16 protein-coding genes are annotated in these 17,855 nt (G+C 64.4%); 10 read left to right on the forward strand and 6 right to left on the reverse strand.

Annotation, left to right across the window (positions count from 1 at the left end; genetic code table 11):
* Positions 1-79 precede the first annotated feature (79 nt).
* Positions 80-976 carry an EamA family transporter gene (locus T5B8_RS07050; protein WP_353177436.1) on the forward strand — a complete coding sequence of 299 codons (897 nt, stop codon included), beginning with the start codon at positions 80-82 and terminating at the stop codon, positions 974-976.
* 13 nt (positions 977-989) lie between these two features.
* Here T5B8_RS07050 and T5B8_RS07055 read toward each other — a convergent pair whose 3' ends face one another.
* Both T5B8_RS07055 and T5B8_RS07060 read right to left on the reverse strand, forming a co-directional pair.
* Positions 990-2,885 carry an Lnb N-terminal periplasmic domain-containing protein gene (locus tag T5B8_RS07055; RefSeq protein WP_353177438.1) on the reverse strand — a complete coding sequence of 632 codons (1,896 nt, stop codon included), beginning with the start codon at positions 2,883-2,885 and terminating at the stop codon, positions 990-992.
* 56 nt (positions 2,886-2,941) lie between these two features.
* On the reverse strand, positions 2,942-3,454 hold the full coding sequence (locus T5B8_RS07060; RefSeq protein WP_353177440.1) for a DUF3015 family protein: 513 nt from the start codon (positions 3,452-3,454) through the stop codon (positions 2,942-2,944).
* 304 nt (positions 3,455-3,758) lie between these two features.
* Here T5B8_RS07060 and T5B8_RS07065 point away from each other — a divergent pair, with 304 nt between their 5' ends.
* The 7 genes from T5B8_RS07065 (at position 3,759) to T5B8_RS07095 (ending at position 12,487) form a co-directional block, all read left to right on the forward strand.
* The gene (locus T5B8_RS07065) at positions 3,759-6,086 is read left to right on the forward strand and encodes a hypothetical protein (protein ID WP_353177442.1); all 2,328 of its coding nucleotides are present in this window, start codon (positions 3,759-3,761) and stop codon (positions 6,084-6,086) included.
* 58 nt (positions 6,087-6,144) lie between these two features.
* Complete coding sequence (locus tag T5B8_RS07070) at positions 6,145-7,101, forward strand: AAA family ATPase (RefSeq protein WP_502950785.1); 957 nt, start codon at positions 6,145-6,147, stop codon at positions 7,099-7,101.
* 2 nt (positions 7,102-7,103) lie between these two features.
* Positions 7,104-8,612 carry a VWA domain-containing protein gene (locus tag T5B8_RS07075; RefSeq protein WP_353177444.1) on the forward strand — a complete coding sequence of 503 codons (1,509 nt, stop codon included), beginning with the start codon at positions 7,104-7,106 and terminating at the stop codon, positions 8,610-8,612.
* A 180-nt stretch (positions 8,613-8,792) separates the two neighbouring features.
* Positions 8,793-9,869, forward strand: coding sequence for a GGDEF domain-containing protein (locus T5B8_RS07080; protein ID WP_353177446.1), 1,077 nt, complete (start codon positions 8,793-8,795; stop codon positions 9,867-9,869).
* Positions 9,870-9,994: 125 nt separating this feature from the next.
* A complete protein-coding gene (locus tag T5B8_RS07085; RefSeq protein WP_353177448.1) occupies positions 9,995-11,425 on the forward strand; it encodes an MATE family efflux transporter in 1,431 nt (476 codons plus the stop codon).
* A 38-nt stretch (positions 11,426-11,463) separates the two neighbouring features.
* Positions 11,464-11,679, forward strand: coding sequence for a TIGR02450 family Trp-rich protein (locus T5B8_RS07090; RefSeq protein WP_353177449.1), 216 nt, complete (start codon positions 11,464-11,466; stop codon positions 11,677-11,679).
* Positions 11,680-11,770: 91 nt separating this feature from the next.
* A complete protein-coding gene (locus tag T5B8_RS07095) occupies positions 11,771-12,487 on the forward strand; it encodes an alpha/beta fold hydrolase (RefSeq protein WP_353177450.1) in 717 nt (238 codons plus the stop codon).
* A 48-nt stretch (positions 12,488-12,535) separates the two neighbouring features.
* Here T5B8_RS07095 and T5B8_RS07100 read toward each other — a convergent pair whose 3' ends face one another.
* From T5B8_RS07100 to T5B8_RS07110, 3 genes are all read right to left on the reverse strand, one after another.
* The gene (locus T5B8_RS07100; protein WP_353177451.1) at positions 12,536-12,856 is read right to left on the reverse strand and encodes a hypothetical protein; all 321 of its coding nucleotides are present in this window, start codon (positions 12,854-12,856) and stop codon (positions 12,536-12,538) included.
* Positions 12,857-13,092: 236 nt separating this feature from the next.
* Complete coding sequence (locus tag T5B8_RS07105; RefSeq protein WP_353177453.1) at positions 13,093-13,956, reverse strand: BPSS1780 family membrane protein; 864 nt, start codon at positions 13,954-13,956, stop codon at positions 13,093-13,095.
* Between the two features lie 101 nt (positions 13,957-14,057).
* Positions 14,058-14,864: a helix-turn-helix transcriptional regulator gene (locus T5B8_RS07110; protein WP_353177454.1), complete on the reverse strand. Its 807-nt coding sequence runs from the start codon at positions 14,862-14,864 to the stop codon at positions 14,058-14,060.
* Between the two features lie 241 nt (positions 14,865-15,105).
* Here T5B8_RS07110 and T5B8_RS07115 point away from each other — a divergent pair, with 241 nt between their 5' ends.
* A complete protein-coding gene (locus T5B8_RS07115) occupies positions 15,106-16,446 on the forward strand; it encodes an APC family permease (RefSeq protein ID WP_353177456.1) in 1,341 nt (446 codons plus the stop codon).
* Positions 16,447-16,465: 19 nt separating this feature from the next.
* Entirely contained in the window at positions 16,466-17,368 is a 903-nt protein-coding gene (locus tag T5B8_RS07120) for a carbon-nitrogen hydrolase family protein (protein WP_353177458.1), read from the forward strand.
* A gap of 35 nt (positions 17,369-17,403) precedes the next feature.
* Here T5B8_RS07120 and T5B8_RS07125 read toward each other — a convergent pair whose 3' ends face one another.
* Positions 17,404-17,805, reverse strand: coding sequence for a tautomerase family protein (locus tag T5B8_RS07125; protein WP_353177460.1), 402 nt, complete (start codon positions 17,803-17,805; stop codon positions 17,404-17,406).
* Between the last annotated feature and the right edge of the window lie 50 nt (positions 17,806-17,855).

Genomic DNA, 17,855 nt, shown 5'->3' on the forward strand with positions numbered 1-17,855 from the left:
AAACGTCAAACTGGGCGGCTGACCTGCGCGCTCGTGGCCGCCAAACGGCTGCCCAAAGGGCGCTCATTGCGAGTCGTCGATGCTGTTGAGCCGTTCGTTTGCCCTGTCCCGCCTGCTGCCCATCGGGCTGCTGCTGGTTGCCATGGCCTGTATCCAGGCAGGCGCGTCGCTCGCCACCGTGCTCTTCCCCGCGGTGGGGCCGGCTACCGCGACCTCCTTGCGCCTGTCGATGGCCGCCGTACTGCTCTGGCTACTGTTTCGGCCCTGGCGTTGGCGCGTCGCCCGCCGCGACTGGCCCAATCTCGCCATCTATGGCGTCGCACTCGGCACGATGAACTTCCTGCTCTATCAGGCCATCGACCATATCCCGCTGGGCATCGCGGTCGCCCTGGAATTCACCGGCCCGCTAGGCGTGGCGCTGTGGTCGTCGAAAAGCCGGCTCGATCTGCTCTGGGTGGGTATCGCGATGAGCGGCCTGGCGGTGTTGCTGGGCCTGGATCACGACAACGCACGCGGCGGGCTCGACCTCTACGGCGTGCTATGTGCGCTGGGCGCGGGCGGCTGCTGGGCCGCCTATATCCTGTTCGGCCAGAAGGCCGGCGCGGTCAACGGCATTCAGAGCGCGGTCTGGGGTATTACCATCGCGGCCGTGGTGATCGCACCGATCGGTTTCGCCGATATCGCCGTCGATGCCTTCGATGAGCGCCTGCTGCTCATCGCGCTTGGTGTGGCGATTCTATCCACCGCGCTGCCCTACACGCTCGAGATGGTGGCTCTGCCGCGCCTGCCGACCCAGACCTTCGGCACGCTCATGAGCCTGGAGCCCGCGTTTGGCGCACTGTCCGGCCTGCTGTTCCTCGGCCAGGCGCTCGGGCTGCTGCAATGGCTGGCGATCGGCGCCGTCGTTGTCGCGTCGGTGGGCACCACCCTGACCGGGCGCAGCGCCCAGGCGATCGACTCGCCCTATCCCGACTGAACAGCCTGTTGCCTCACCAGTAGCGATTGATATTCACCGCGGCGCGATAGGCATCGAAATTGCTGCTCAGGTCGAACCGCATATCCAGATCGCGCGTGATCGGCAACGCCGCCCGCGTCCCCAGTGTCGTATGTGTTTCGTCGGCGATCGGGTCATAGCCGTAGTGAAGCCGCGCCGCGGCTTTGACCCGGGTGCCCCGCCACACGAGCCCGGCCTCCGGCCCCGTGACCCACGCCGTATCGTTCGCGCGAGCACTACTGCTCAGCAGGGCATAGCCAACGCTGTGCCCACCGACAGCCCAGGCGCGCCCGATACCACCGGCGACATGCGGCCCCAATCGATCACCCGCCAGCGGGTCGCGATCGATACTCGCCTGGAGTTGCCACGAGAGGCTGCTTTCGCCCGCGATATCGGCCGTATTGATACGCAGCTGGCGCAGCCTTACGAAATCGAGCCGGTCGAGGCGCAGATCATCGCCATTGCGCAGGCTCATCTGCATATCGCCCGCCACCAGCGCCTTCACACTGGGCGACAGGCTCGACAGATCATCGCGATAGTACGGCGCCCAATGCAAAGTCGGGTGAGCCGCGGTATCGCTGATGGCCACGCCGACGCCGGTACGCAGTGGGCGATGGGCGCGCGTCGGCGCCGCTACGGTGGGCGGCGCGGGCACGTCGCGCTCACGCACCGGTAGGCGCAAGCGATACGCCAGCGCCCGCCGCTTGGCCTGTTCCAGGCCGGTCGGCGATTCATCCTTCGCTGGCGCTTCGCGGTATTCGTAATAAGCTAGCAGCGTATCCACCATGGCCTGCTGGCGCGCCTCGGGCCACCCGCCGAAGGCATCGGCAAGCGCTGTATCCGGGGCGACGATCACGGCGTTGACCGCCTGGGCTTCGTCTTCGTCGAGTGCGGCGAACTGCGCATAAAGGCGTCGCTGACTGGACGGGATATAGTCGATCTTGTCGACGAGCCTGCGCCCGTCGAGTCGGGTATCGGCGAGCGTATAGAACAGCTCGATCGGCACGTACCAAAGCCGTGCTTCAGGCGTGAAATCGTGACCGGTCGCCAGTGTCAGCAGCTCGGCCATACGGTAGGTGCAGTTCTTGGTCAGAAAGAAATAACGAAATTTCTTCGCCGCGATCTCGTACATATGGGCAGCGACCATATAACGCTGCTCCGCTGTGAGATCGAGGCGATACCGCCAGATATCCCGAAATTCGGTGTGCGAGTAGACCTGGTCTTCGGCGTAGTAGAGCTTGTCGGAAAAACCGGCTTCGTAGCCGCCGCCAAACCCGCGAATCATGTAGGCGAGCATGTTTTCCTGTTCGGGCACCAGTGCGCCGAAACTGAAGCTCTTGTCCAGCAATGCATTGCGATCGGCCGTATCACCATGATCGAACGTCATCAGGCTATGGCCGAACGACGACGCCGGATTGCCCAGATAGCCGCTGACCATGAGCACGCTCACCGAGGTGAAATCCGTCAGCTGCGCCCACCGCTCGAAACGCGGGCACACCGCATCACCGCCCGGCGCCGGGGGCAATGCCAGCTGCGACTGTAACCAGTGATAGCGCGCCGGAAAGCGACAGCGCGGCCGCGCGTCGATCGCCGCGGATGTGTCGAACCAACCCGCCACCGTTGCCCTGAGCTCGGCGCGCGCATCGTGGGCGCCGTCCGGCGAAAGAAAGAACGCCGGTGACTGGATCTCGCTTTCTTCACGCCCCGGCGGGATATGAAGCAAGCGTCGCCAAGTGGGCCGGCGATCGAGATTGGCGGCCAGCGCGGCGTCTATCGCCCGCTCGCGCTCCCCGCCAGGCGCTTGCGGTTGGGCGTGCAACGCAGTCGAAAAAACCAGCGAAAGAATCAGGCCGAGCAACGGCCAAGGCGATGAAAAACACGACATAGACATAAAAACGCCCGGCGCGAGCCGGGCGATTCGGGCGGGGGTTCGACCGGTTGCGAGCGTTAGCCGACGACGGCGCAGCTCTGGCCGGCAGGCTGATTCGACAACGTGTCATGAAACACGCTGTACAGACGACCGGATTTTTCCACACGGCTGCGCTGGCCATAGGCCTCGGCGCCGACTTCCGTGGCGAAACGCTGGCGCAGCGCTTGTACCAGCCCGCCGCGGTCGGCGGCCGGACAACCCGCGAGCGTCATCAGCGCGTCGAGATTGTCGCCCTGACCGGCGGCGATTTCACGCTCCAGGCTCGGATAGGTGTTATAGATCAGCGAAGCGGTCTGCTCCTGGCCGCCCCGACACGTATCCGGTGACGAAATATTCGAAGAGATTGCCGTGGTACCAGAATCCCAGGTGACGTTGGTGACCGCCGCGACCGCGTCATTACGCGGCGCGATCATCGCGCCCAAACCACAATCGGTATAGATATCCGCGAATTCCCGTGCCTGTACCGGCGACGAAAACGAAGCGGAAACCCCCAGCGCCATGACGGCGACAAAAAGACCAGTCCATTTCATTGTAAAACCCTCTTTTTTGACTTTTGGCTAGTCAAACCCCCGTCGTGGACTGTATCCACAGTTCATAGCGCCGTAAAGCACTCTTTGCGCGCTGACGCCGGGCCAAGAACCGATCGCCTTAAAGCCCTGTGCATCGGCACGAGCGGGCCAACCCTGGCCGCGAGCCAGGCGCCTGGCCCGTGGGCGGAAAAAACGACCAAACCTGCCACGAAAAATCATATCTAACCTTCAAATACATACACTTGCGATTCGCGTGCGGATGGTTATTCTTTGCCGCCCGTTGCCCTTCACGAGTGCCCGCCCCATGCGTCGATACGGTTTCCTGGCGTTGCTTGCGCTGTCGATATGGCTGATGGCGGGCTGCGGCACGTCACAAACACAGCTTTCCTTTATTCCCGAGAAAGGCGATGCGCGCACCTACCGCCTGTTCTCGCGCGCCGAATTCCAGATGCGCGGCGCAACCACCGCCAACGATGTGGTGCTCGAAACCGAAGGCCTGATGCGCTATCGCGCCGGTGGCGCCGATCAGCCGATGTCGATCACGCCATTGAATCTGTGCGTGAGCGGCCAGAAACGAACCCGGGCCTACTGCAGCGCCTGGAGCGATGCGCGGGCACCAAAACTTCTGGCCGTGCTCCGTAGCGGTTTCCAGCTACCGACCACGGGCGCTGGCGCACACTGGCCGCGTGCGAGCGATACCGCCGCGGCCTCGGCCCTGGCCGACGAGGCCCCGGACCTCGCCCGCCTGCTGCCGCGTCAATTCGTTGCACCCGGCGTGTTTTCCGGACTGGAGGCCACGCCCGGCAGCACACTAACCCTGGATAGCATCGCCGGGCTGCCGCCGGCTGTACTCACCGTAATGACGGTTACCCCGGAGCATGTCTTCGTATCGCTCGCCCCCGCGGTCGACGGCGATCATCTGGCCGGACATCTGGTCATCGATCGCCGCAGCGGCTGGATCGAGCGCATGGCCGCTGTCTACGAAAGCAGCGCATCCATGGGCGGCCGACAAGAACCGGTGCGCCAACTCATCGCCCTGGCGCCGGCCGACTGGTCCGAACAGTCGCTGCGCCACCACTACGAGGCGCCGCGCTACGATTCGTCTTCGCAGGGCCAGGTTTACATCACGTTCAATACGCGCCCGACCACGGCCGTCGCCCTCGACGAGGACGACCCGAGCGCCCCCGCGGCGCTCACCGAAGCCGAGGTTTTCCCCACCGCGGTCGGCGGCTTCAAGGCCAATCGGTCCTGGGGTGTCGAGCTGGATTTCGACCATGCCCTATGGCGCGATAAGCAGCCCCGCTTTGGACGACTGGCATACCGCGACCTGACCCCGCTCGATGACAACGACCAGGCCATCGACCTGGATCTGGCCGGCGGTTATATGCGCACCGGGTCCGATACCCATACGGGCAACCTGCACACGAGCAACCGCCGTCTGCCGCTGGGTTTCGAGCAGGTCGCCGAGCGCGTCGAGCGTATCGCCGCCATCAGCGCAAAGGCCGACTATTATCCGATCGACGCAACCGACACCCTAACCCTGGACCTGCAAGCCGACGATCACGGCCCAATCCGCATCGACGGCGAAAGCGGCATAACCGCGACGCTCACCCCGCAAGGCGAGCACAACTACCTGCTGACACTTTCCGGACGTCGCGACTACCTCAGCGCGCTGATGCTCGAACGCGAACCGCCCGCGTTTGCCGCCGAGCGCAACAACGACCTGTGGCCCGACTGGGTACGACCCGGCGAACGCGATCTGTTCACCACGATCCTCGGCAACGGCAGTGCCCGTTTGCTGCCCCTGCATATCGACCCCAAGGCCGGTGCCGTAACGGTCGCCGTCCGGGTGCTGGCCGACCAGCCGGCCTTGACCAAGCCCGTGCGCTTCATCCCCTACAAGGCGCGCTACAACGCGCTGGATATCGGCCCGGGCGTGCATGTTCCCCTGTATTTCGTGCCGTCGCGGCTTTCGACTGAACTCCATGGCGCGCAGCAGGTGCCTGCCGTTGCCGACGACAAACTCAAGCCGCGTGCCATAGACAGCGGTGCGCCGATATTCGCGCTCTCGCCCGAACAAAGCGCGCTGTGCACCCTCTCGGCCACCACGCCGAACGGCAAACCGGTGGGCGCACGCTGGCAGGTGATACGCCAGGAATATCCGACGTTCGGGGATGGCGCCGACCGCCAGATGCTGGCCACCCTGCGCTGGCGCCTGATCGCCGACGACGGCGGCCCCGCCAATACCGAGGGCGCGGTCGAACTGGGGCTGCGTTGTCGCGCTCGCCAGTGGCACACAGCCGACTACGATCTGGGCAAACGCCCGTGGCTGATCGACCTGCAACGCCTGACCGGCGAACAGCCGGACCCCGCGATGCCGCTCGGTGTGCTGCTCGGCCGTTATCGTTTACTGGATGCGGATAACCAGCCATTGAGCGTGCTGCCCGCCGAATTCGACCACTTCTGGGATTATCAGCCGGCCAACGCACGGCTTGGCCCGTTTCTCGTCGACGGGCGCTATCTGCGCATTGCCGGACGCCCGACCACCGTCGAAGTCGTCGAAGCCGGCGACATCACCATCGACAAGCACTGGAGGCTACCCGCCGCAGCGTCGTTGGACAGTCGCCGCTGATCGGCACGCGCCACATCGCTATGATGACGCCCTGCCTGTGTTTTCTCTCGGAGCCATCGTGGCCGACTCGCCTGTTTTTTCGCCTGCCGACAGCCTGACCGGCGTCGATGCCGTCCGCGATGCGCTCGCCGCGCACGGCTATATCGGCTCGAGCCGGATCGCGACCGTGGTCTATCTCGCCGCGCAACTGCAAAAACCGGTACTCGTGGAAGGCCCGCCCGGCGTGGGCAAGACCGAGCTGGCCAAGACCGTGGCCGCCATGCTCGAACTGCCGTTGATTCGTCTGCAGTGCTACGAAGGCCTGGACGAGGCCAAGGCGCTCTACGAATGGAAATACGGCAAGCAGCTGCTCTATATCCAGGTGCTCAAGGACAAGATCGACGATGCGCTGGGCGGCGCGCGCGGACTGCGCGAGTCGGTGGCCCAGCTGCATCGCTACGACGACATCTTTTTCTCCGAAGACTTCCTGGAAGCCCGGCCGCTGCTCAAGGCCCTGCGCGAGCCCGAAGGCAGCGTGCTGCTGCTCGACGAAATCGACAAGTCCGACGAGGAATTCGAAGCCCTGCTGCTGGAAATGCTCTCGGACTATCAGGTTACCGTGCCCGAGATCGGCACGATCCACGCCGCCGGCACGCCGCCGATCGTGTTTCTGACCTCCAACAACACCCGCGATGTATCGGACGCGCTCAAGCGCCGCTGTCTGCATCTGTATATCCCCTTCCCCGAACCGGCGCTGGAACAACAGATCGTCGCAACCCGGGTACCCGAGGTCAGCGCCGCGCTGCGCCGCCAGCTGGTCGCCTTCGTGCAGGGCCTGCGCGCGCTGGAGCTGCGCAAGACCCCGGCGATCAGCGAAACCATCGACTGGGCACGCACGCTGCTGCTGCTCAATGTCGACTCGCTTGATGAGGCCTGGGTCCGCGACACCCTGAACGTGCTGCTCAAGTTCGAGGATGATGTCGAGGCCGTGCAATCGCAGCTGCCCACGCTCATGCGTCAAGCCGTGGTCGACTAGCCGTGCAGCGCACGCTCACCGATTTCGTGCGCGCCCTGCGTGCCGCCGATGTGCGTGTGTCGCCGGCCGAAACCCTGGATGCATTCCGGGCCGCCGAAATCGTTGGCTGGCACGAGCGCGCGCGGCTCAAACACGCCCTGGCTGCGGTGCTGGCAAAAAGCGCCGACGAGGCCGAGGCCTTCGATACCTGTTTCGAGCGCTTCTTTCGCTTCGACGACTTCGGCAGCACCGACCCACACGCAGCGACAACCGATCAAGCGCCGGACAATACGAGCGAACCCGAACAGCAGATCGCGCCGGGCGACAACCCGAGCGAGGGCCGCCAAGCGGGCACAGGCGGCGGCGGTGGCAACGGCGGCGAGCCCGTCGAAGATGCGCACGACGCGGCCAACGGCGCGGCGTCATCCGAGTCGCACACGAACACGCCCAACCCGTCATTCGCCCCCGCACGCTCACCGCTGGGCCAGCAGCTCATGGCCGACGACCGCAACGCCCTGGCCCTGGCGATTGCGCAGGCCGCACGCAGGCATGCGCTGGAAGATATCAAGGTATTCACCCAGCAGGGTCTCTACACACGTCGCATTCTCGACAGCATGGGCCGCGGGCCGTTGATGGACGAAGTTCTCGCGGGTGAGGCCGCACAGGCGCATAACGAGCGCGCGCTTGCTGCCGAATTACGCCGTCGCTACGCGCAACTGCGTGCCCAGGTTCGCGATCATGTGGAAGACCAGTTCGTGCTGCATGCCGATGCCCAGGGCGAGCGCCTGCGCGAACGCCTGCTCTATCGCGCCCGCCTGGCGGCGATTTCGCGCCGCGACGATGCGCTCATGCGCCGTGCGATCGAGCGCATGGCCCGTCAGCTCACCGCTGCGCATTCACGTAAACGTCGTGTAAAACAACGCGGCACGCTCGATGTCGCGCGTACCGTGCGCCGCAACATGCGCCACGACGGCACGCTCATCGAACTGGCCTGGCGCACAAAACGTATCGAACGCCCACGCGTGTTCGCGATCTGCGATGTCTCCGGCTCGGTCGCGCTGTATGCGCGCTTCATGCTGATGTTTCTCTACAGCCTGGGCGATGTACTCCCAAAGGTACGGGCCTTTGCCTTCTGCTCGGAACTGGCCGAGGTCACGGAGCTGTTCAAGCAATATGATCTGGACGAGGCCATGGCGCGCACGCTCGCCGAACACGGCCAGGGCAGCACCGACTACGGCCAGGCATGGGCCGATTTCCAGCGCCTTGCACTCGCCGACGTAGACCGGCGCTCGACCGTGCTCATCCTCGGCGACGCCCGCAACAACGAAGGCGAGGCACGTACCGATCTGCTGCGCCAGATCTACGATCGCGCGCAGCGGGTAATCTGGCTCAACCCCGAGCCACGTGTTGCCTGGGATACGGGCGATTCGGTCATGGGCCGCTACCGGGCCCATTGCCATCAGGTCAACGAATGTGGCTCGCTGGCCCAGCTCGAAGGCGTGATCGCGGACCTATTACGCCATGTGCGCTGAGCCGGACTGACCATCACGACCAGCCGCCACCAATCGATTGAAAGCAAAAGCAATAAAGACAGCGGGTTTTGCTTTCGCCCCGCCTGAGCAGAGCAGCGACCATGGCCCTTTTCGATGCGGGGGTCGCCCGCTTGCGCTATAACTCGGCCCCGGGGACCGGGACCGAGAACACGCAGCACGATGGCAGAACGAGCGGCAGACAACGAACGATTTCAACCGGCGCCGATCGAGCCCGGCAACGCCTTGCGCCCGGCCACGGATGCACCGCACCGAAAAGCGGTACTGCGAGCGCTGCTCTGGCTGACCATCAGCTGCGGCATCTTCTTCGCCAGCGTGAATATCACCGTCGGCAGCTTTCCGGTGGCGGTAGCGGAGCTTGCAATGGCTGCCTACGCCGGCATTTTGCTGCTGGTGAGACGTTCGTCTACGGTGCATCTGCAGCGCTGGATACTGGCCTATCTGCTGCCATTCTGTACCACCATGATGTTTGCCTGCTGGTACCGGCGCGCCCAGGCGACAGTATTCGTCTGGCCGATTCTGATACCGGTGATTTCCTATCTGTTGCTCGGCCGTCGCGCCGGTTTCTGGTTCACCGGCGCGTTTCTGACCATCGCTTTGGTGATATTCGGTTTCAAGTTCGCGGAAACCGAAAACGTCTATTCCGTGGCCGGGATCGCCAACGTGGCGCTGTGTGCCGCGTGTATCTTCGGCTTGTCGCATGCCTACGAAGTCACCCGCGAGCAGGCCGAAGCGCGCCTGCGCGCGCTCGCGCTGCGCGACCCGCTGACCGACCTGTGCAATCGCGCCGGCCTGGCGGAAATATTCCCCCGCCAGCTGGCCCAGGCCAAACGTTATGGCAAGCCGTTATCGGCGGTGCTGATCGACATCGACCATTTCAAGCACGTCAACGACCAGTACGGCCACGAAACCGGCGACGCGGTGCTGGTGTCGTTCGCCCAATGCCTGAATAACGGGCTGCGGGAGTGCGATCTGGCCTGTCGGCTTGGCGGCGAAGAATTCGCGCTGTTACTGCCGCATACCGATATTGCGGAAGCCACCCGTACCGCCGAACGTGTCCGCGCTGCGGCCGCCGAGTCCCGCTGCGAACACAACGGGCAGGAAATTGCGATCACGGTGACGCTCGGCGTTGCCGAACTCGACCCCGCTTGCGACGACCTGTCCAGCCTGCTTGCCCGCGCCGATGAACGCCTTTACCGGGGTAAAAGCGAAGGACGTAACCGTGTTGTATCCGAATAAAAACGCGGCGGCGGTATCGGCGCGTACGTAAGCACCGGCCGATGCAGGCGATAGGCTAGAATCGCCGGCCGTGGCCGGTATCTGCCGATACCGGGCCCAGGTTCGTATCGCCGGGGTAGGCTGTTTTGTTCAGGATTCGACACGCCAGACTGCGCCGTATCGAAAGCGCGCGCCTGATCCGGCTGGCGCTGCCGATCGTGGGCGCCCAGCTCGCCCAGGTGGGCATGGGCGCGGTCGATGTGGCCATGACCGGCCACGCCAGCGCGACCGACCTGGCGGCGGCGTCACTCGGCTCGAGCGTATGGCTGCCGCTGGTGCTGTTCATGATCGGCACGCTCATGGGGCTGACGCCGATCGTGGCCCAGCATGTCGGCGCGCGCCGTTTCGCGCATATCCGCCCGGCCGTGCATCAGGCGCTGTGGGTGGCGGGCGCACTCGGGCTGTGCTGTGCATTGGGTATTCGCGCGCTCGCTGCGCCCGTGTTCGGTTGGATGTCGGTACCGGCCGACGTATTGCCGCTGGCCATGCGTTATCTGGCGGGCGTGGCGTTCGGCCTGCCCGCGATCGCGCTGTATGAAACGCTGCGTTTCTATTCCGACGGGCTGGGCCACACCCGTGCCTCGCTCCAGTTCGCATTGCTGGGGCTGGCGGTCAACATCGTAGCCAACTATGTACTGATCTTCGGCGGCGATGGGCTGACCGCCCTGTTCGGTAGCGGGCTGCCCGCGGCGCTTCAGGCCATACCGGCACGCGGGGCCGCCGGCTGCGGTATCGCGACCGCGATTTCCATGTGGTCGATGTTTCTGGCCATGCTTGTCTATACCAAACTTGCACCGGCGTATCGGCGCGCACGCTTTGGCCAGGCTTTTTCCTGGCCGGCACTGGCACCGATCGGCGAACTGCTGCGCGTGGGCCTGCCGGTGGGGGTGGCGATCTTTGCCGAGGTGTCGTTGTTCACGCTGATCGCGCTGTTTCTGGCCGGCTACGGCGAAATCGTGATCGCTGCACATACCGTGGCGCTGAATTTCAGCTCGGTGCTGTTCATGCTGCCGCTGTCGCTGGGCATGGCCCTGACCGTGCGCGTAGGCCAGGCGCTGGGGCGCGGCAAGCTGCGCCACGCGCGTTTCGTGGCCTTCAACGGCGTGGCCTGTGCGCTGATTGCCGCATTCGTGATCGACCTGATTCTGGTCTTTGCCGGACCGTTCGCCGTGTCGCTGTATACGGGCAATGCCGCCGTCCAGCGTCTGGCCATCGAACTGCTGCTCATCGCCACGCTCTATCAGTTTTCCGATGCCTTGCAGGTGAGCTTGGCCGGTGCACTGCGCGGCTACAAGGACACCCGCATCATCATGACGGTGACGCTTGTCTCCTACTGGGGCGTCGGCGTGGGGCTGGGCAATCTGCTCGGGCGCGGCGTGAACGGCGTGTTTGCCGGCCTGGGCGTCTATGGCTACTGGATCGGCCTGATCGCGGGGCTGAGCGTCGCCGCTGTCCTGCTGGCCCGGCGGCTCAGACGCACATCGCGTTTGCGCCGCTTCTCTGCCGCGGGACCGTGAACGCGTCGGCGAGCGGCGCGGCTGCGTAGAACAGCGTCATGAATCGTATCAATCCCGACAAGCTGCACCACAGCAAGTGGACGGCGACCCGGCCGACGGCGAAAGAAAAACACTTCATCGTCGTCGAGTTGCTGCGCGACGAGCACGAGCACGTGGTCCAGGCCGTGCTCGAAGCCGTGCTGACCCGACGACGGATTACGCTCGCGTGGCGTGATCTGAACGATGACGAGCACTGGCAGACCGGCTGGCGATAGCCAAAACCCCGGCGGGCGCAGCCGACACGGTGGTTCCGTGCAGCGGTTACACTCCGACCATGATCCAGCCGAACAATTGTCCTTCGCAGGCATGAACACCACCGAATTCCAGCGTCGCTACGGCACCGGCATGATGCCGCCCAGCCGGCGTCTGCTCGCGGGCGAGCTGTTGACGCCGCTTCGGCTCGCGCTCGACCCGGCCCAGTACAAACGCCTGCCGCGCGATATCGACGGCCAGGGCCGGCCGGTCATGCTGCTGCCCGGCCTGGGCGCCGGCCCGGCGTCGATGTGGTTCATCCGCCGCTACCTGCGCCGCTGCGGCTTTCGTACCTGGGATTGGGGCCAGGGCAAGAATCACGGCGATGTCGAGCAACTGACCCCAGGGGTGATCGAGCGTCTGCAGTCGCTGGTCGACCGCCTGGACACGCCCATCGCCCTGGTCGGCTGGAGTCTGGGCGGCTATATCGCACGCGAAATCGCCCGCGAGCATCCGGAGCTGGTCAGCCGCGTCGTCACGCTCGGCAGTCCGGTCGTCGGCGGGCCCAAGTACACCGCGGTCAGCCATGTCTACGAACGCCGCGGCCTGTCGATGGATACGCTCGAAGCCGCGACCCTCGAACGCTATACCCGCCCCATCGAACGCCCGGTCCATGCCATCTATAGCGAAGCCGATGGCGTGGTGGCCTGGCAGGCCTGTATTGATCGCTTCAGCGACAACGTGGAGCATATCCGGGTGACGGGCAGCCATGTCGGCCTGGGCTTTTCCAAGCAGGTGCTGCGCTTGCTGCCCGAACTGCTGGACGCCTAAGCACGTCAGCTGTCGAAAACCCTGGGCCTACTTGGGGTCGCCGGCGGTCTATACCCGCACGTCGACCGCACTGCCGGCGAGATCCCGGCCCGAATCAATCAACAACTGGGTCAACTCGGTTTTTGCGACCTGCAGCTCACCCTCGGTGCCGGCGATACGCGAGCGCGCCGATTGCACGGCGGCGGTCAAACTGCTGTGCTTGTCCGTGGTTTCCCCGGCCAGTACCGCATTGGCCGCGCGCGCTTCAGCCGTGTGCGCGGCCTCGAGCGCCTGCATTTCCCAGCGCAGTCGTTGTTCGAGCGCCTCGATCTGCGAACGCACCCGCCCGACTTTCGAATCCTGCTCGGCCGAAGCCTCGGTCTTGGCCACGGGTTCAACCCGCACGGGGGCCGGCGTGGCGCCGGTCGTGGATTCTTCGCCACGCGACGAGGGCGCAACTGGGGGCTGAGACGCCGCATGCGACAACGCCCCACTCGCTGCACTGGGGGTTATTTCCGACATCCGACCACTCGACGGTACTGATACGCCATGACGATCAATCGGCCGCGATACGGAAAAACTTTAGCCCGCGATGCCCAGGGGCACTACCGCGCCGCCCAACTTGCCTAGAGCACGTAACCCGTATCGGCTTCCAGGCCGAAGATATCGCGAAACGAGGTATAGATCGTCAACGACATCAAGGCGATGAAAAACAGCGAGGTGGCGAGCGCGGCAATGCCGACCAGGATATGCGCCAGCACACCGAGCATCCCGCCCAGCCACAGGTTAATGAGCGAGAACAGGACCGCGAAGACGGCAACAAGCACGATGCTCAGGCCAACACTGACCAGGCCGTAGAGCGTGAATGCCCGCCAGTTGATCAAAACCGCATGCAGGCTCTGCTTGAGTGCCTGTACCGGTCCGCGCTCGCCGAAAAACACCAGCGCCGGCTGAAACCAGGTCGCCGCGACATAGAAAAACATGGCCAGCAGCATGACCAAGAACAAGATCACCCCCAGCGATCCGGAAATATCGACCTGTTCGGCGGGCATTCGAAAATCGGCCATGGTGACGCTCGATTGCGACATCCCGATCACGATCAACAGCGCCAGCGACCCGATCACCTGCAATGAGACCTGGGCCGCGCCTGCCAGAAGGAGTGCCTTGGTGCGCTGGCGCAGTCCGATGAGCACATCGCGATACACCAGGGCATGGCCATAGGTCACCCGGTAGGCCAGATACAGCAGCCCGACCGAAAATACCGGCACGAACAGCCCGGTCAGCAAGTCGCCGATATAAGGCACGAAGGCACACGCCAAACCAACCAGCAGGCCACAGGCCAGCAGAATCAGCGTTGCCACGATCCAGTGCTCGGTATCAGCCGACAACAGCTCGATGGCCTCACGCCACCAGACCCCGCCCTGGCCCGCGCTCACGCGCTGTGCTTGCCCGACCCGGCATACGGGTTCGAGCGACGCCTCGTCGACCATTGTCCTTCCCCCTTTGGCTAGCCGCTGGCTGTAATCCCCCGCCCGAAACCATCGCGACCCGTTTTTTATACCAGACGCCAGGACATTCGTTGATGACGCGCTCACTGGGCGTCGGTCAGACGCGTCAACAAAGGCAACAACAGGGCAAACAACTGCGCCTGGGAAGACACGGCACATCGGCTATAGAGCTGGCGTCGAAACACCTTCACCGTCTGGGCACTGATATTCAGCGCCCGAGCGATGGAGCGCGAGGAATGCCCACGCAGGATATACAGCGCGACTTCGGCCTGGCGTGGACTCAACTGGATACCGTGCTCACGCCAGAGCACATGTTGCAGGCGACGACTCAGCGGCAGCACCTGTTTCGGCTGGCCCGGTGCTGGCTGGTAGTCGCGCCAGTGGGTTTCCATGAGCGCGCTGAGCGTGGCTTCGTAGCGCTTGAGCGCATTGATTTCGCGTGGCAGAAAACGGGTACCGCTCGATCGATCCTTGCCCAGGCAGGCCGTGAGCGTCACCCCCGGCGAAACCCGCGCAAACACAGCGACTTCATCGATCAGCGTGGTCTGGCGATAGTAGCTGCGGTAGTACTCGCTGCGCCGAAACCGATCCGGGGCAATATCGGCCAGTCGTTCCACGCCCGTATCGCGGCCCGCACGGTGTTGCAGATAGAACGGGTCGAGCAGATAGGCGCCCTGCAAATATTCGCTATCCATCGGCAGATAGACCACCGGATCGACATATTCGCGATAGAGCGCCTCCGGGCGTTGCTCGCCGCAGTAGGCGATGACGATGAGGTTGTCGAATGCGGCCACGCAGCGCAGAAGCGCCGTAAACCGCGGCATGAACTGCGGCGTTGTCAGCGCGCGTATCGCCGTGGCGATAGCCGCCCGCCTGTGCGTATCACGCATGCCTGAACACTCTCTGCGCCGCGATCACGTACCCCCGAGGGGTTATATACGATTACCGCGTCCCGTGGCTATGGTCATTGAGGAATCTTAGGGGGCCTGGGATCGATCGTCGCCGACCATCTGCAAAAGCGGTGTATCGCGCCTCGGGCATGGTTTGGACGGGTTCTGCCAACCGCAGACCCGCCGGCGCGCGAGGTTAACGCTTCGTTGCCGCGCCGGACAATCACGCATACCAACTGACATGTCACAAACCGATACACAACTCGAACGCACCCTGACGCTCAAGGCCGTCGTCCTGTTCGGCCTGGCCTACATGACACCGCTGATCGTGCTCGGCACCTTCGGTGTGGTCGCCGATGCCACCCACGGCGCGGTGCCCACGGCCTATCTGCTGACCACGCTGGCCATGCTGTTTACGGCCTACAGCTACGGCATCATGTCGCGGCGCTTTCCGGCGTCCGGATCGGCCTACACCTACGTGCGCAACGCTATCGACGACCGCGTGGGCTTCATGGTCGGCTGGGGCGTACTGCTGGATTATTTCTTCCTGCCGATGGTGATCTGGCTCATCGGCGCCGCCTATCTGAACGCGCGCTTCCCGGAGGTGCCGAGCTGGGTGTTCCTGCTGGGCTTCATCGGTCTGACCACCGCGCTCAATGCCTACGGGATCAAGCTCGCCGCGCGGGTGAACTCGCTGCTGATGGTGTTTCAGGTGCTGGTCATCGCATTTTTCGTGCTGCTGTCGCTGCGCCATGTATTCGCCGTCGACGGTGCCGATGCGCTGTTGAGCACCACGCCGTTTTTCAACGACCAGTCGAGCATGTCGAGCATCGCCGCGGGCGCGGCCATCGCGGCCTATTCCTTTCTGGGCTTTGATGCGGTCACCACGCTCACCGAGGAAACCATCGAGCCGCGCCGCAATATCCCGCGCGCGATCCTGCTGACCGCGCTCATCGGCGGCGGTATCTATGTGGCCGTCGGCTATACCACCCAGCTGGTCCACCCGGGCGCGAATTTCAACGATACCGACTCCGCCGCCTTCGAGATCGCGCGCACCATCGGCGCCGACCTGTTCGGGGCGATCTTTCTGGCCGGCATGGTCCTGGCCCAGTTCACCTCGGGCATCGCTGCCCAGGCCAGCGCCTCGCGCCTGCTCTATGCCATGGGTCGCGACGCCGTGCTGCCGCGGCGGCTGTTCGGCGCCTTGCATCCGAACTTTCATACGCCGGTATTCAATATCGTGCTGACCGGGGCAATCGGCATCGTGGCCGTATTCCTGGACGTGCTTTCGGCGGCCTCGTTCATCAACTTCGGTGCGTTCATCGCCTTTACCATGGTCAACGTATCGGTGCTGTTCATGTACCGTCGCGACCGGCCGACACGCGATCGTTACGGCGTGATCGGCGGGCTTGTGATTCCCGGCATCGGCGCGCTGGTCAATCTCGCCCTGCTGACCCAGCTCGACAGCCATGCGGTGGTTTTGGGCCTGATCTGGCTGGCGCTGGGCGTCGCGCAACTGGCCTATCTCACCCGCGGCTTTACCCGGCAACCGCCGCAAGTGCAATTCAGCGAGGCTGAATGAGCCCGCAGTGGAGCAATCCATGACGCGTTTTCTTCCCGTACTGGCGATCCAGGCGCCTGCGCAGTCGATGCGCGATGCCGACGATACCGCCCGTTTCGAGCAACAGCTGCAGGTGCATCTGAGCGACTTCGGCCCCAATTTCGGGCCCGAGGATAAGGACACGCCGCGCCTGGTGGTCTACCCGGAAATGCATTGCTGCCCGAGCGCGGGCACGCCCGAACAGCGCCAGGCCCAGCTCGAAGCCGCCGCCGAACCCATCGACGGCCCGCGTATGCGCGCGCTTGGCGATATCGCGCGTCGCCAGGGCATCTGGTTGCAGCCGGGCAGCCTGTGCGAGCGTGGCGCGGACGGTCATCTCTACAACACTGCGCCCGTGTTCTCGCCCGCGGGCGAATGTGTGGCCGCGTATCGCAAGTGTTTCCCCTGGCGACCGTTCGAGCCCTATCGCCCCGGCTCGCAATTCAGCGTGTTCGAAATACCGGGCGTCGGGCGTATCGGCCTGGCGATCTGTTACGACATCTGGTTTCCCGAAGTCTGTCGTCAGCTGGCCTGGCTGGGCGCCGAGGTGATCATCAACCCGGTGGCCACCACCACCAGCGACCGGGCCCAGGAGCAGGTACTCATTCGCGCGAATGCGATCTTCAATCAGGTGTTCATGGTGAGCGTGAACGCGAGCACGCCGGCCGGTGTGGGCGAAAGCGCCATCATCGACCCGGAAGGCCGTGTGCGCGCACAGCTGCCCGGGGCCACGGCCGGCACGCTCACCGACGTGCTCAACCTCGACGAGGTCAGCCGCGTTCGTCGCTTCGGCACCGCCGGACTCAACCGGCTGTGGTCGCAGTCGCGCGAAGACGACCCGGCCCTGGAGCTGCCTATGTACGAGGGCCGGCTGGACCCGCGCCGCTGGCGCGAACGCGGCTGAGCGTGGCCGGCCGGTCGCCTATACGAAGGCAGGATTCATAGCGATTTACCGCGGATATAGCGATACTCCTGGGTCTGGCCGGCATAACCCCAGGCATCGGCATGCACTTCGTGGATGACGATATAGCTGGCCGGGGCCACGTCGCCGAAGATCTCGGCCATGGCAGAAAACACCGCGTCGATGTACTGCGCTTTTTCGCCCTTGGTATTGGTGCCTTCGGTAACTTTTATCTCCAGATAAAAGCCCACCTGCGACTGGCTGACCACATCCTGTGCACCCACATACCAGCGCCCGGCTGTCGCACAGGTGATTTCGACCGCGGTCAGCTCACGCTTTTTGCCGAGCAGCGTGGCGGTCAGCTCGGTGAGCGTGTCGGCAACCGCCTGGGCCTGTGACGGCGACACATCCTGGGACACATGAAAACTCAGATATGGCATAGCCCACCCCGCGTGTTTGGCCCGGCGCGGCGCGCCGGTCGAGCGAGCAT

This window comes from Salinisphaera sp. T5B8 (assembly GCF_040361255.1).
Classification (GTDB): domain Bacteria; phylum Pseudomonadota; class Gammaproteobacteria; order Nevskiales; family Salinisphaeraceae; genus Salinisphaera.

Coding starts and splice junctions, on each gene's coding strand:
- T5B8_RS07050 (WP_353177436.1), top strand. CDS start 80: ATGCTGTTGAGCCGTTCGTTTGCCCTGTCCCGCCTGCTGCCCATCGGG.
- T5B8_RS07055 (WP_353177438.1), bottom strand. CDS start 2,885: ATGTCTATGTCGTGTTTTTCATCGCCTTGGCCGTTGCTCGGCCTGATT.
- T5B8_RS07060 (WP_353177440.1), bottom strand. CDS start 3,454: ATGAAATGGACTGGTCTTTTTGTCGCCGTCATGGCGCTGGGGGTTTCC.
- T5B8_RS07065 (WP_353177442.1), top strand. CDS start 3,759: ATGCGTCGATACGGTTTCCTGGCGTTGCTTGCGCTGTCGATATGGCTG.
- T5B8_RS07080 (WP_353177446.1), top strand. CDS start 8,793: ATGGCAGAACGAGCGGCAGACAACGAACGATTTCAACCGGCGCCGATC.
- T5B8_RS07090 (WP_353177449.1), top strand. CDS start 11,464: ATGAATCGTATCAATCCCGACAAGCTGCACCACAGCAAGTGGACGGCG.
- T5B8_RS07095 (WP_353177450.1), top strand. CDS start 11,771: ATGAACACCACCGAATTCCAGCGTCGCTACGGCACCGGCATGATGCCG.
- T5B8_RS07105 (WP_353177453.1), bottom strand. CDS start 13,956: ATGGTCGACGAGGCGTCGCTCGAACCCGTATGCCGGGTCGGGCAAGCA.
- T5B8_RS07110 (WP_353177454.1), bottom strand. CDS start 14,864: ATGCGTGATACGCACAGGCGGGCGGCTATCGCCACGGCGATACGCGCG.
- T5B8_RS07115 (WP_353177456.1), top strand. CDS start 15,106: ATGTCACAAACCGATACACAACTCGAACGCACCCTGACGCTCAAGGCC.
- T5B8_RS07120 (WP_353177458.1), top strand. CDS start 16,466: ATGACGCGTTTTCTTCCCGTACTGGCGATCCAGGCGCCTGCGCAGTCG.
- T5B8_RS07125 (WP_353177460.1), bottom strand. CDS start 17,805: ATGCCATATCTGAGTTTTCATGTGTCCCAGGATGTGTCGCCGTCACAG.